This window comes from Microcystis sp. BLCC-F209 (assembly GCF_041928595.1).
Lineage (GTDB): Bacteria > Cyanobacteriota > Cyanobacteriia > Cyanobacteriales > Microcystaceae > Microcystis.
Genome location: NZ_JBHFLL010000014.1, coordinates 1 through 13,436 on the forward strand (window position 1 = coordinate 1; position 13,436 = coordinate 13,436).

Genomic DNA, 13,436 nt, shown 5'->3' on the forward strand with positions numbered 1-13,436 from the left:
TAAATATTGGAAGAAAGGTAGTCGGAGAGGCCGCCTTTAGCGGGAATCCGATAGAGAGGTTCGTAGTTAACCCAGTACGGGTCAAAGCGTACAAAGCTAATTCTAGATGCAATATTTGCGTACAGAATTAGTAACTATAGATAGAGGATTTCTTTGCCAATCTGATGTCATGGGTTCCTACAATATTTTACGAAAAGCATTCCCAAATGCGTTTAACCGCTATGGGATAGAAAGATGCGTAGTTCACCCAAGGAGAATCAATCTCTCGAAGTAAAAGTGAAGGGAATTTCTGAAATGGAATTCAGTCTGTCTATATTTGACTATACTTTTACTAACTATTAATCTATAGGGGAAGTTGCCAAAAAGGAGACAATTGTGCGACGGGGAAGACATAAAATTTTCATCGGGATGGCCCCGGGGGTCGGGAAAACCTATAAGATGCTGGAGGAGGGGCATAGCCTGAGAAAGCAGGGAACCGATGTGGTGATTGGACTGCTTGAAACCCACGGCAGAAAAGAGACCGCCGAAAAAGCCGAGGGATTGGAAATCGTACCGAGAAAAATCCTAGAGAAAGAGGGAGTCACTCTCTCGGAAATGGATACAGAAGCGATTATCGCCCGCTCACCGCAGCTGTGTCTGATCGATGAATTAGCCCACACGAATGCACCCGGTTCGGAGCGAGAGAAACGCTTTCAGGACGTGGAGATAATTTTATCCCAGGGAATCGATGTTTACTCGACCGTGAATATCCAGCATATTGAGAGTTTAAACGATCTAGTCGCCCGAATCACTGGGGTGGTGGTGCGGGAGCGAATACCCGATCGAATTTTGGAGGAAGCTGATGAAGTGATCGTGGTAGATGTTACTCCCGAAACCCTAGAGGAAAGATTATTAGCGGGAAAAATCTACGCTCCCGAAAAGATCCAACCATCTTTAAATAATTTCTTTCAATGGCGTAATTTAATCGCCCTCCGGGAACTCGCCCTGCGCGAAGTGGCCGATACGGTGGAAGAAGAAGCGAGTAATTCAACAAAATTTATCGGTCAATCCTGTCCCGTTCACGAACGGGTATTAGTCTGTATTTCCACCTATCCCAACTCTTTACGATTATTACGTCGGGGAGCGCGGATAGCGGGGTATATGAACGCGGAATTTTTCGTGATTTTCGTCGATAAACCCGAGCGCTTTCTCACGAAAGAGGAGGCTTTACATATCGAAACCTGCGAACGTTTATGTCGGGAATTCGAGGGGAAATTCTTAAGGATTAAAAGCTATCAGGTGGCCGCAGCGATCGCCGAAGTGGCCGAGCGCGAACGAATCACCCAGATTGTGATCGGGGAGAGCCTTCAATCGCGCTGGAAGCATTTAATCAAAGGTTCTTTCACCCAAAAACTCATGCGCCTGATCTGGCAGAAAAATATCGATCTTCACATCATCGCCACCGATCCAAAAGTACCAATTAAAGACGCGCGAGCCAAGGGGGTGAAAAGATAACCACCTTTCTCCCACTCCCCCACTTCCCCACTTCCCCACTTCCCCACCTCCCAATTCCCAATTCATAATTCATAATTCATAATTCATAATTCCCACTTCCCCTCTCAAATCAGCAACGCCCTCTGGGATGATATTCTAGGAGTTAATCTTTAATGCAAATCCGTTGTCACTTAAGGGAGTTAACTCATGCAGGTAAATAATCTCGGCTTTATCGCTAGTATTCTATTCGTCCTAGTACCCACCGTTTTCCTCTTGATTCTGTTTATCCAAACCAGAGAGGAAACCGAGGGTTAAATTCCTTTTTTATCTCTCAATCCAAGCTTTTGGGGGGTTCTACCCCCCAAACCCCCCGTTGGGGGCGTGGCGCCGCCCCCAAACCCCCCGCGCATTAGTTTTTCGGTGGGATGCTTACACGCAGCTGCCAATACATCTGTCATAATTTAACAGTCACTCCCCTTGCAGAAGTGCCTCTCCTGATATGTAGCCTATACTCAGCGGATTTAGTATAACCTATCGGTGAAACCGGAGATTTTCTATCCGAATGCTTCGCCCGTACTTTTTCAGCAGACCCTATTTAGTATTACAATCGATCGGATTTCGCGGATCTGAGTTTTTGTCCCTTTTGAGTTTCTCGATTTCTCGTTGATTGGCTTCCCGGTCCGCAGCCACCCATAATTGTTTATCTTCATCCCAGTTGGCTTCCGTGTATATTGCTTCTTGCCAAAAGCAGGCCGATTTAATTTGTTCTGGATAAAGATGCTCGGCTCCGTAGAGGTAGGCTCCGTCGAGGTAGGCTCCGTCGAGGTAAGCTGCTCCGAGGTTAGCTCCCCCGAGGTAGGCTTCGTTGAGGTTGGCTCCGTAGAGGATGGCTCCGTCGAGGTTGGCTCGGTTGAGGTTGGCTCGGTTGAGGATGGCTCCGTAGAGGATGGCTCCGTCGAGGTTGGCTCCGTCGAGGTTGGCTCCGTTGAGGTAGGCTCCGTTGAGGTAGGCTTCCCTCAAATTTGTCCGACTTAAATCAAGAAATTTAGTTTTATTAAAGTCAGTTGTTCCAGCCAAATTATCCCCAGCTTGGTCATTCTCAACTTTACGCCGGCCGATTACCGTTAAAGCGGCCTGAACTGGAATACTCACGGAAGGGAGCTTTTCTAAGGCTTTCTCTCTTGCCGCTGGCTCCAGTTGTTCAATATTCGAGGGAATGGGGGAATTTTTACGAATGTAGGAAGTCAGCACTTCCATAATTGTCCATTGATCCTTGGGAGAATCTTTGGCAATTCGCTCTAGGGAATAAATGCCGCCAATTACCACCTCCTCTTTAGTATTACCGATTTGCTCGACAGCTTTCGAGAAGCACTCGGTAATCAGACGTTCCTGAGTCAGTCGCATTTCCGCTTGAGAATTGCGATAATTGACAAAAAGTCCGATTCCTGCCGAAAGGGTAGCAATTAATCCCAGGGCAGAAATAATCGTTTTGACCACATCAATGGCAAAGGTGCGGCTGTCTTTGTCTTCACTGGCAAAAAGCCCCGGTATTTGCTGAAATAGCCAGAAGGGAAAGATTAGCAGTTTCCAAGCAACTCTGACAAGAGACTGGAGCGATAGCAACAATCTTTTAATTAGCCTTTTTCCCCCGCGATAGGGCATCTTTAGATTCCAAGCAAGAATCGCTCTGGGATGTTGGCTAAAATATTCTTTCGCTTGCTGCCAGTCATCTATCTCATTGCCTTCTTTACCCGATGCCAGCCGTTTTTGATAAAACTCGTGAGCCTTGATCTGGTGCAATTCTAAAGGAATTCGTGGTGATTTTTTCGGAACCATGCAGCGTTTTCCCCACCAATAGATGGATTTTGCCAAGAAACTGAGGGACTGACAAAACTGTTTTCGAGGTTGGTTGAAATTCAGTAAAATCCAACCATTAAAGTTTATCTGTTAATCGAGTAATCGGCTCTCTTGGCTGCTGTGTGATCAACGGGATCGATCATCGAGATTGTCGGTATAGACTAGAGCCTAACGTCAACCTTTGATCAAGCTGTTGGGATACAATCCAGCAAGGACAAGAGAGCCTATTTACAGAATCGATCGCTTTAAGTAGGGCTTGCTGAATAAATCTAAAAACCTTGTTGGATCAGACTTTTAGACTTTTTTTCCCTCAAAAAGTGCCAGCCGTTGCGGGGATCGGGGGGAAAATCCCTGGACTTTTTCCCTGAAAATTAGGTAACTGACCACGGCGGTTCGACAGGCTCACCGTCCACTCGACTGAGCTTCGCCGAACGTCCTGAAAATAGGTAAAACCCCACACCCCACACCCCACACCCCACACCCCACACCCTGCCCCTAGGAAAAGCTTTTTCAGCAAACCCTAAGTAGTGTACTCGGCGTTAATTTTGACGTAATCGTAACTAAGATCGCAACCCCAGGCCGTACCTGTTCCCGAACCGTTACCGATACAGATAGACATTAAAACGGTATCTTCTCGTAAATAAGCCCCGCTTGCTGCCGCTTTCAGGTAATTACTGGCACTAGCTCGATCGAACGCCAGAGGTTGACCATTTTCCATCATCACGAAGTCGCCTAACTTGATTTGCAGGTCTTCTTGATGGAAGACAACCCCGGCCCGGCCCGCGGCCGCCGCAATTCGTCCCCAGTTGGGATCTCGACCGAAAACCGCCGATTTTACCAAGGAAGAGCCGGCAATGGTGCGAGCAATCTGACGAGCGGACTGATCATCGGCCGCCCCCGAAACCCGCACTTCTATTAAACAGGTGGCCCCTTCCCCATCCCGGGCGATCGCTTTAGCCAAGTATTGACAAACTTCCGTTAACATGGCCTCTAACTTTTGGGCATCCCGGCCCATTTCTGTGATCGCCGTGGTGCGCGATTGACCATTAGCCAAGGCGATCAGACTGTCATTGGTACTGGTGTCCCCATCCACCGTAATCTGATTAAAACTTTTATTAGCCGCCCGACTTAACATACTTTGCCAGAGAACCGTCGATACTGCGGCATCACAGGTGATAAAGGAGAGCATCGTCGCCATATTCGGGTGAATCATCCCCGATCCCTTGGCAATTCCCCCAATTGTGACCGGACGACCATCGATGGTGGTTTGCAAGGCGATCGATTTGGGGACTAGATCCGTGGTCATAATCGCCCGGGCCGTGCTTTCGCCACCATTTTCCGACAATAAACCCGCTAAGGTCGGTAAAGCGGCGGTTAACGCATCCATGCGAATCCGTTGCCCGATCACTCCCGTAGATGCCAGCAAAATTGCATCGGCGGGAATCCCTAAAACTTGGCTCAAGGCGGCGGCACTATCGAGAGCGTCTTGCCATCCGGCTTCCCCCGTGGCGGCGTTTGCTTGGCCAGCATTACACAAAATCGCCCTGGCGCTGGCTTTAGTTTGGAGGCGTTGACGGCAATAATCGACGCAAGCGGCGCGCACTTGACTGGTGGTAAAGACGCCTGCGGCGATCGCTTCTGTTTCCGAGACAATGAGGGCTAAATCGGGCAAACCGGACGGTTTTAGCCCCGCGGCCATCCCTGCGGATTTAAATCCTTTTGGGGCCGTGATCCCCCCCTCTATTTCCTGCCAATCGGCCATTTTCTCCCGTCTCCTACTCAAATTCGACACTCGATTATAGCAAGTAAAAAACACCTGTTGTAAAAATCAAAAATCTTCGGTTAGGTGAGGAGTCAGGAGTCAGTAGTCAGTAGTCAGGAGAATTAAGAATGAATAATTCACAGATTCTAGGCAATTTAATCCTTATTTTTGCCGTTTTTGAATCCTCAAAAATTAATTATGCAAGAGGTTTAATGAATAATAATCAATTTTGAACTGCGAAAAATTAATCATGCACGGGGTTTGACCGTTGCGGGTTGGGGAGAGGGGAGCGGGGAGCATAAATAAAAATAATCCAGGAGTCTCGGAGTCTCCTGTGTCCTAATTAAGCTGTCTCTTGGGCAGCGGCTAATTCCGCCAGTTTTCCCTGTTGATCCCTGGCGATACAGGATTGGATCACCTCTTCGATATCGCCGTCTAAAATGCGCTCGAGGGAAAAATTCTGATTTAAGCGATGATCGGTGAGACGATTATCCTTATAGTTATAGGTGCGAATTTTTTCCGAACGGGAACCGGTTCCCACCTGAGAGCGTCGCATGGAACTGACCGCTTCCTGTTGTTCCTGTAACTTCATATCGTACAGTTTCGCCCGGAGAATCTGCATGGCCCGTTCCCGGTTTTGCAATTGCGATCGCTCTTCGGTGCAGAAAACCCGGATTCCCGTGGGTTTATGGATTAAATCGACCGCAGTTTCCACTTTATTGACATTTTGACCGCCTGCTCCCCCAGATCTAGCCGTGGTTAACTCAATATCCTTGGGATCGATATGCACTTCCACATCGTCCACTTCTGGCATAATCGCCACGGTAGCGGTGGAAGTGTGGACGCGACCACTTGCTTCCGTCAGAGGAACCCGCTGCACCCGATGGACTCCTGCCTCAAATTTCAGCTTACTATAGACGTTATCGCCTTTAATCTCTAAAATTGCCTCTTTAAATCCTCCCATATCCGCCGGAGATTCACTCAAAAGGCTAACTTTCCATTTTTGAGTTTCGGCATATTTTGAGTACAAGCGAACTAAATCCCCCGCCCAAATACTGGCCTCATCACCTCCAGTCCCGGCGCGAATTTCCAGCATGATATTCTTTTCATCGAGGGGATCCCGGGGCAGCAGCAGAATTGTTAATTGGTCTTCCAAAGTGGCGATTTTTGCCTCTAATTCTGCCACTTCTAGGGCGGCGATTTCGCGTAATTCGGGATCGCTGGCGGATTCTTTGAATATTTGTTTCGCCCCGATTAAATCCTCTTGACTTTTTTGCCAAATTTCGTAAGTGTTGACCGTTTCCTCTAGGGAAGCGCGGGATTTGGCCAGACGATGCAATTCACCCGGATTACTGGTGACATCGGGATCCGCTAGACGACGGGTTAATTCTTTGTACGTCTGTTCTACAGATTGCAGTTTGTTTAATAAATAACTTTCAGCCATGATCGATAATAAATAGGGTTAAACGGGGTTAATTTGAAGATAACCCGCAAATTCACTGGATTAGAAGCGTCTGACAGATAATAGAGACGCAATCCTTTTAATTGTCTTAATTTTCTTTGTCTGGGGTTCTTTGAGCTAGGAAAAATCCCGCTCAACTGCTGAGAGTCAGTCAGTTTTGCTAATACTTAGAAATATTTTTAGGCCAGCAAGCGGCAAGGGAAGACATTTTTTTTCTTAACCAGATTATTCCTATATCTGAAAGTATCATTTTTTGGCCGGTTTGAGCAAGTAATCTTAAATCCTGTTTAAAAGCAGGAATTGGGGTGTGGGGTAGTGGGGTAGTGGGGTAGTGGGGTAGTGGGGAATTGGGGTGTGGGGTAGTGGGGTAGTGGGGTGTGGGAAATTGGGGAAGTGGGGAGATGGGAGATGGAAGCAGGGAGAAAAAAGCTGATAACCGATAACTGATCACTGATAACTGATAACTGATAACTGATCAGTGATCACTGATCACTGAATATTAAACCTGTCGGAAAGGGGGACAAAAAATGCTAGGATGGCGACAGCACAGAGAAAAGTGAAAGAAAGGAATATAGCTTTACATGGAAGAGTTTGATAAGTCAATATCCTTTGATGGCAGGGATATTCGACTAAAAATAGGGCTTTTAGCCCCCCAAGCTGGCGGTAGCGTTCTGATCCAATCGGGAGAAACGGCAGTTTTAGTGACAGCAACCACAGCCAAGGCCAGAGAAGGAGTAGATTTCCTGCCCTTAACCGTTGATTACGAAGAAAGATTATACGCCGCCGGGCGCATCCCGGGAGGATTTTTGCGTCGTGAAGGTCGTCCCCCGGAAAAAGCAATTCTGACCGGTCGTTTGATTGATCGCCCCCTGCGGCCCCTCTTCCCCAATTGGATGCGGGATGATATTCAGGTGGTCGCTACGACCCTCTCAATGGATGAGGAGGTACCCCCGGATGTTTTGGCCGTTACTGGGGCTTCCGTGGCGGTTTTGTTGGCAGGTATTCCCTTCCAAGGACCGATGGCAGCGGTGCGCGTCGGTTTGTTAGGGGATGAATTTATCATCAATCCCACCTACAAGGAAATCCATAACGGAGAATTGGATCTAGTGGTGGCCGGTAGTCCCGAAGGGGTAGTGATGATCGAAGCGGGAGCCAATCAGTTACCAGAACGGGATATTATTGAGGCGATCGATTTTGGTTATGAAGCAGTGCGCGACCTGATCACCGCTCAACGGGAATTGATCGATCAGTTGGGTATTCCCCTCGTCACCCGGGAAGCACCGGCAGTAAACGAAACCGTGCAGAATTTCCTGAAAGAACAAGCTAAAGAGGAAATTAAACAGATTCTCTCTCAGTTTACCCTCAGCAAAACCGAACGGGATGAGAAATTAGAGGCGATCGAAAATCGGCTCAAGGAAACTATAACCGCTCTCCCCGATGAAGATCCCTTAAAAGCTCCAACGCTGGAAGAACCCAAGTTAATCGGTAATCTCTTTAAGGATCTGACCAAAAAACTGATGCGCGCCCAAATTATCGAGGATGGGGTGCGGGTTGATGGTCGTAAACTGGACGAAGTACGCCCGATTTCTTGCCGGGTGGGAGTTTTACCCCGTCGGGTTCACGGTAGCGGTTTGTTTAATCGCGGTTTAACCCAAGTGCTTTCGATCGCCACCCTTGGCACCCCCGGGGATGCTCAGGATTTAGGGGACGATCTCCATCCCGAAGACGAAAAACGCTATCTTCATCACTACAATTTTCCACCCTTTTCCGTCGGTGAAACCCGTCCCATGCGCTCTCCCGGCCGTCGAGAAATCGGTCACGGTGCTTTAGCGGAAAGGGCGATCGTGCCTGTCCTACCCCCCCAGGAGGAGTTTCCCTATGTGCTGCGGGTGGTGTCGGAAGTCCTCTCTTCTAATGGTTCCACCTCCATGGGTTCCGTGTGTGGTTCTACCCTGGCGCTGATGGATGCCGGTGTTCCCCTGAAAAAACCCGTTAGCGGTGCGGCCATGGGTTTAATTAAAGAAGGGGAAGAAGTGCGGATTTTGACCGATATTCAGGGTATAGAGGATTTTCTGGGAGATATGGACTTTAAGGTGGCTGGCACTGATTCCGGCATCACCGCTCTTCAGATGGATATGAAAATCCCCGGTTTAAGCATGGAAGTGGTGGCCAAGGCGATCGAACAAGCTTTACCGGCCCGCAAACATATCCTCGAGAAGATGTTAGCAACCCTAGAAAAACCCCGCACGGAATTATCTCCCCACGCACCCCGGTTATTGACGATCAAGATCGATCCGGATCTGATCGGGTTAGTAATCGGGCCAGGTGGTAAGACGGTGAAAGGGATTACTGAACAGACCGGCACGAAAATCGATATCGATGACGATGGTACTGTCACCATTTCCTCTACCGATGGGGAACAGGCCGAAAAAGCTAAACGACTGATCTACAATATGACCCGCAAACTCAATGAGGGTGAGGTTTATCTCGGTCGCGTGACTCGCATTATCCAAATCGGCGCTTTTGTGGAAGTTTTGCCGGGGAAAGAGGGAATGATCCATATTTCCCAATTGGCCGAGGGACGCGTCGGTAAGGTGGAGGATGAAGTGGCCGTCGGGGATGAGGTGTTAGTTAAGGTACGGGAGATCGACAGTAAAGGTCGTCTCAATCTTACCCGTCTCGGTATTCATCCCGATGAGGCCGCCGCTGCCCGTAAGGCTGCTACTGTAGTCTAGGTGAATTTTTTGTTCATGGTTAACTCTTGATCGCTCGATCAAGAGTTTTTGTTTAGGGCTTGCTGAATAAATGTGAAATGTAGGCAAGGTAAGGGTTTTGTGGCTTTTCTGGCGAAACAGGTGCAAGATTTTGAGAGAATCGTGCTTCAAAACCTGGCATCTTGAGCGGCGATCGCGTCCTGTAGGGGCGAAGCATTCGGGCAATAACCTATCGGTGAAACCGTAGATTTTCTATCCGAATGCTTCGCCCGTACTTTTTGCCGCAAACCCTACCTAAAAACGGCAATAGAGACGCAAAAACCACGCCTCTATCCCGGTATTTTCCCTAGATATTGTTTCTGACTACCAGCTAGACTTGACCACACCGGGTAAAAGACCTTGGTGGGCCCATTCGCGTAAAACGTTGCGGGATAAACCAAAATCGCGATAGTATCCTCTCGGTCTGCCGGTCGTTAAGCAACGGTTGCGGTGACGACTGGGGGCGCTATTGCGGGGTAATTCCTGTAATTTTTGGTGAATTGCCAGTTTTTCTTCAAAATCTTCGGCGGTGCGGAATTGTTCTTTTAGTTCCGCTCTTTTAGCTTCGTATTTTTGTCTGAGACGAGCGCGTTTTTTCTCGCGTTCTACCATTGATTTTTTTGCCATGGGGTTTCTCGAAAAAGATTTAACCTGTAAAGACAGCATTTTTCATTATAACCTGAAACACCGGTGACAAAGGTGACATTTGTTGATATTAATTCTTAAAGTCCTAGTTGCAAATTTTCTATGTCTGAACCGCCTCAATTTCTCCAACCACGTCTTTTTTATCAGGGTCGCGTCTTTCAATTTGAAGTCTCGAAACTGCGTTTACCTAACGGTGTCGAGGGAGAATGGGAATGTGTCCGTCATCCGGGGGGTGCTTTAGCAGTTCCAATCACCAAGGAAGGTCAATTAGTTTTAGTACGTCAGTATCGATTTAGTTTGCAAGCTCGAATTCTGGAATTTCCCGCCGGAACCATTGATGAAGGAGAAGACCCTGCTACGACGGTAAAACGAGAATTAGAGGAAGAAGCGGGGTATCGGGCGCATAATTGGCAATCTTTGGGTAAATTTGCCCTGGCACCGGGTTATTCCGATGAGTATATTTATGCTTTTTTGGCCCGGGATCTGGAAAAATTAAGCTTGCCCCCCGCTCAAGATGCCGATGAAGATATAGAAGTGGTTTTTATGAGTTTTGAGGAAATGGAATCAGCGATCGCCCGGGGAGAATCGATCGATGCTAAAACTATTACTAGCTTCTATCTGGCCCGTTTAGCCCTTAATTAATCTTTTCAATCACCGCTTGTCCTAGTTGAATCAACTCAAAACCGATAAAAAGGCTTAAAATCACAGTGACAGCCTGATTAAGTAGGGGTATATTGCCTTTGCCTAGAACAGAGGCGACGAATTTGACCACAACTAAAACGAGAGCGCTAACAACGGCGATTTTGACGGCTATCATAGATTAATTTTTCCTCACGGTTAACCGAATTATACTATTTCCAGACTTTTTCTGGCTAGTTTCATCTTGGGTTTGATACAAAATTTAGCATTTTGGTGGAGAGATCTCCTGTCATTGCCAAAAATGCCCAGGTTTTTGTTAAGAATTGTAAAATGTAGTTAGATTTATTTGATCAGAAGAGGATTCATGTCTAACCAAGAATCGATTTTTCCATTCCCTCAAAAACCAGTGTATTCCTCCGTATTCAAGCCGATTTTAGCGATAATATCAGTTATCTTAATTATGTTAGCAGTGATCGGCGGGTTAATGATGGTCAGTTTATCATTATGTTGGCCGGAAGACAATATTTATCGATTACTACTTGGCTTAGTAGAAGAATTTTTTAACCCATTTGCTTGGATTAAAGTTCCCACGGTTGCTCATAGCTATCAATTATTATTACCCACGGTTATCCTGCTAATTTTTACGCAGTTAATCATTTTCTTGTCTCCGCGTCCGCAAGTTTGGTCAAGATTAGTTATTATTTCCATCACCCTAGCTATCACCCTGCGCTATCTAGTCTGGAGGATTCTGGAAACCTTAAATCTTTCCACCCCTATTAATGGCTTTTTTAGTTTACTACTTTTAGGCCTTGAGATGATGGTTTTAAGTAGTAGCGTGATTCAGTTAGTTTTAGTCTTAACCACGAAGGATAGACACAAAGAAGCTGATTTTTATAGCCAAGGGGTAATCGATAAACAGTATTTACCGACGGTAGATATTCTGATTCCCACCTATAATGAGCCAGCCTTCATCTTAAAAAGAACTATTATCGGTTGTCAAGCCCTTAATTATCCCCATAAAAATATTTATATTCTCGATGACACCCAGAGGTCAGAAATTCATCAATTGGCAGAAAAATTAAATTGTCATTATCTGACTCGTGAGGATAGAAAAAACGCTAAAGCAGGTAATTTAAACAATGCTCTCAGACAAACACAAGGGGAATTAGTGGTAGTTTTTGATGCGGATTTTATCCCTTGTCGGAACTTTCTAGAAAGAACTGTTGGCTGGTTTCAAAACCCCAAAATTGCCCTAGTGCAAACGCCCCAAAGCTTTTATAATGCCGATCCTATCGCCCATAACTTAGGTTTAGAAAATATCGTTACTCCCGACGAAGAATTATTTTATCGTCATATCCAACCAGCTAAAGATGGGGTGGGTAGTCCTGTCTGTGCTGGCACTTCTTTTATTGTCAGAAGAAAGGCCTTAGAAGAAGTGGGCTACTTTAATATAGAATCTATTAGTGAAGACTATTTTACTGGAATTGCTATCTCTGCCCAAGGTTATGAAGTTATTTACTTAAATGAAAAACTCAGCACTGGTTTATCTGCCGAAAGTTTATCAGCTTATTTGCGGCAAAGATTGCGCTGGGCAAGGGGAACTTTACAGGCCTTTTTTATCAAAGCTAATCCCCTAAAAATTGCGGGACTAACCCTACCCCAAAGATTGGCACACTTAGAAGGACTTTTATCTTGGTTTTCTCCCTTAGCTCGTTTATTTTCTCTGCTGATTCCTCTCCTTTATACCTTTGGTTATATCGTACCTTTGAACATTACTATCGATGAGACAATCTATATATTTTTACCCTACATGATGCTGCAGTTAGCCACTTATCACTGGTTAAATTGTCGCTCGCGCTCGATTATTTTTTCTGAGGTACTATCGATGATTATTTGTATACCTACAGCCCTAACAGTTCTCCATATTCTTTGGAAACCCTTTGACAAAGGATTTCAGGTGACACCGAAGGGAATTGCTCGCCAAAATTATCAATATAATTGGCACTTATCCTACCCATTGCTGTTTTTTCTCACCATTACTTTAATTAGTATTTTCTTTAATTTACACCATCACAATTATCAAGAAAATCCCCTAAATTTTGGCTTGATTTTGGCTATATATAATGTGGTTATTATCATGACTGCTTTAGTGGCTTTATTGGAAGCTCCCCTCGCCCTAGAAACTCAATACCAAGCACTGGAATCTCCTGTTAAATTGATCACAGAATCGGATATAATTATACAGGGCAATCTGAAAAAACTTTCGGAAATAGGAGCAGAAATTCACCTGAAGGAACCCATCTACTCAGAACAATTACTCCTAGATATTTTAGGCGAATATTTGTGCTTATCGGCCCATCTAGTCAATCTAGAAAAACGAGGAAAAATCTGGCAAGCGACCCTTAAATTTCAGCCACTTAGCCTATCAGACCAGAGAAAGATAATTACTTTTTTATTCTGTCGTCCCCAGTGCTGGCAACCGAAAAATACGGCAGGAGAATTACAATCACTTTGGTTGTTAATTATCAGCTTTTTTCGGGGAATAGGCTTGATTTGGCGGGCATTTTTGAATCGAAAAACAGCCCTTTAGTTTAGTCAAAAGTCGAAAATACTTCAGTAGCTGGTTATAATTCAATTAAAAATGGATGTTCGGTTCGATCCCCCCTGCCCCCCGGGAGCAGGGGGGTGCCGATCGGCGGGGGGATCCCCCCTTGATAAGCTATCCATTAGTCACATCTTTCTTAACATAAAATTTGACAAAAAGAGAAAAGTGTGCCAGATGGCTCAAGGGGGTTCTATGGGGGAACTAATTTGATGAGATAGTTTCCAAGTCTCGCTGATATCA

At 46.0% G+C, this 13,436-nt stretch carries 10 protein-coding genes and 1 pseudogene; 5 read left to right on the top strand and 6 right to left on the bottom strand.

Annotation, left to right across the window (positions count from 1 at the left end; translation table 11 throughout):
- Positions 1–375 precede the first annotated feature (375 nt).
- A complete protein-coding gene (locus tag ACE1AQ_RS00595; RefSeq protein ID WP_110545975.1) occupies positions 376–1,494 on the top strand; it encodes a universal stress protein in 1,119 nt (372 codons plus the stop codon).
- A gap of 186 nt (positions 1,495–1,680) precedes the next feature.
- Positions 1,681–1,788 (top strand): photosystem II reaction center protein PsbM, encoded by a 108-nt coding sequence (gene psbM, locus ACE1AQ_RS00600; protein WP_002745897.1) that lies wholly within the window; start codon positions 1,681–1,683, stop codon positions 1,786–1,788.
- 276 nt (positions 1,789–2,064) lie between these two features.
- Here psbM and ACE1AQ_RS00605 read toward each other — a convergent pair whose 3' ends face one another.
- The 4 genes and pseudogenes from ACE1AQ_RS00605 to prfA all read right to left on the bottom strand — a co-directional run bounded on the left by ACE1AQ_RS00605 (position 2,065) and on the right by prfA (position 6,536).
- A complete protein-coding gene (locus ACE1AQ_RS00605) occupies positions 2,065–3,309 on the bottom strand; it encodes a pentapeptide repeat-containing protein (protein WP_110545974.1) in 1,245 nt (414 codons plus the stop codon).
- A gap of 290 nt (positions 3,310–3,599) precedes the next feature.
- A pseudogene (locus tag ACE1AQ_RS00610) lies at positions 3,600–3,802 on the bottom strand (hypothetical protein).
- 48 nt (positions 3,803–3,850) lie between these two features.
- Positions 3,851–5,092: a bifunctional ornithine acetyltransferase/N-acetylglutamate synthase gene (gene argJ, locus ACE1AQ_RS00615; protein ID WP_002736235.1), complete on the bottom strand. Its 1,242-nt coding sequence runs from the start codon at positions 5,090–5,092 to the stop codon at positions 3,851–3,853.
- Between the two features lie 343 nt (positions 5,093–5,435).
- Complete coding sequence (prfA, locus tag ACE1AQ_RS00620; RefSeq protein WP_008197495.1) at positions 5,436–6,536, bottom strand: peptide chain release factor 1; 1,101 nt, start codon at positions 6,534–6,536, stop codon at positions 5,436–5,438.
- A 599-nt stretch (positions 6,537–7,135) separates the two neighbouring features.
- Here prfA and ACE1AQ_RS00625 point away from each other — a divergent pair.
- Positions 7,136–9,289, top strand: coding sequence for a polyribonucleotide nucleotidyltransferase (locus ACE1AQ_RS00625; protein WP_008197497.1), 2,154 nt, complete (start codon positions 7,136–7,138; stop codon positions 9,287–9,289).
- Positions 9,290–9,631: 342 nt separating this feature from the next.
- Here the strand turns inward: ACE1AQ_RS00625 and rpsN are convergent, their stop codons facing one another.
- Positions 9,632–9,934 carry a 30S ribosomal protein S14 gene (gene rpsN / locus ACE1AQ_RS00630; RefSeq protein ID WP_002740009.1) on the bottom strand — a complete coding sequence of 101 codons (303 nt, stop codon included), beginning with the start codon at positions 9,932–9,934 and terminating at the stop codon, positions 9,632–9,634.
- Positions 9,935–10,054: 120 nt separating this feature from the next.
- Between rpsN and ACE1AQ_RS00635 the strand changes: the two genes are divergently transcribed.
- Positions 10,055–10,594 carry an NUDIX hydrolase gene (locus tag ACE1AQ_RS00635; protein WP_110545973.1) on the top strand — a complete coding sequence of 180 codons (540 nt, stop codon included), beginning with the start codon at positions 10,055–10,057 and terminating at the stop codon, positions 10,592–10,594.
- Here the strand turns inward: ACE1AQ_RS00635 and ACE1AQ_RS00640 are convergent.
- Positions 10,587–10,769 carry a hypothetical protein gene (locus tag ACE1AQ_RS00640; protein ID WP_002769951.1) on the bottom strand — a complete coding sequence of 61 codons (183 nt, stop codon included), beginning with the start codon at positions 10,767–10,769 and terminating at the stop codon, positions 10,587–10,589. The genes ACE1AQ_RS00635 and ACE1AQ_RS00640 overlap by 8 nt on opposite strands.
- Positions 10,770–10,955: 186 nt before the next feature.
- Between ACE1AQ_RS00640 and ACE1AQ_RS00645 the strand changes: the two genes are divergently transcribed.
- Positions 10,956–13,181: a glycosyltransferase gene (locus tag ACE1AQ_RS00645; RefSeq protein ID WP_110545972.1), complete on the top strand. Its 2,226-nt coding sequence runs from the start codon at positions 10,956–10,958 to the stop codon at positions 13,179–13,181.
- Positions 13,182–13,436 lie beyond the last annotated feature (255 nt).

Excerpts from the sequence above, each read along its gene's own strand:
- psbM (WP_002745897.1), top strand. The coding sequence starts at position 1,681 with ATGCAGGTAAATAATCTCGGCTTTATCGCTAGTATTCTATTCGTCCTA.
- ACE1AQ_RS00605 (WP_110545974.1), bottom strand. The coding sequence starts at position 3,309 with ATGGTTCCGAAAAAATCACCACGAATTCCTTTAGAATTGCACCAGATC.
- argJ (WP_002736235.1), bottom strand. The coding sequence starts at position 5,092 with ATGGCCGATTGGCAGGAAATAGAGGGGGGGATCACGGCCCCAAAAGGA.
- prfA (WP_008197495.1), bottom strand. The coding sequence starts at position 6,536 with ATGGCTGAAAGTTATTTATTAAACAAACTGCAATCTGTAGAACAGACG.
- ACE1AQ_RS00625 (WP_008197497.1), top strand. The coding sequence starts at position 7,136 with ATGGAAGAGTTTGATAAGTCAATATCCTTTGATGGCAGGGATATTCGA.
- rpsN (WP_002740009.1), bottom strand. The coding sequence starts at position 9,934 with ATGGCAAAAAAATCAATGGTAGAACGCGAGAAAAAACGCGCTCGTCTC.
- ACE1AQ_RS00635 (WP_110545973.1), top strand. The coding sequence starts at position 10,055 with ATGTCTGAACCGCCTCAATTTCTCCAACCACGTCTTTTTTATCAGGGT.
- ACE1AQ_RS00640 (WP_002769951.1), bottom strand. The coding sequence starts at position 10,769 with ATGATAGCCGTCAAAATCGCCGTTGTTAGCGCTCTCGTTTTAGTTGTG.
- ACE1AQ_RS00645 (WP_110545972.1), top strand. The coding sequence starts at position 10,956 with ATGTCTAACCAAGAATCGATTTTTCCATTCCCTCAAAAACCAGTGTAT.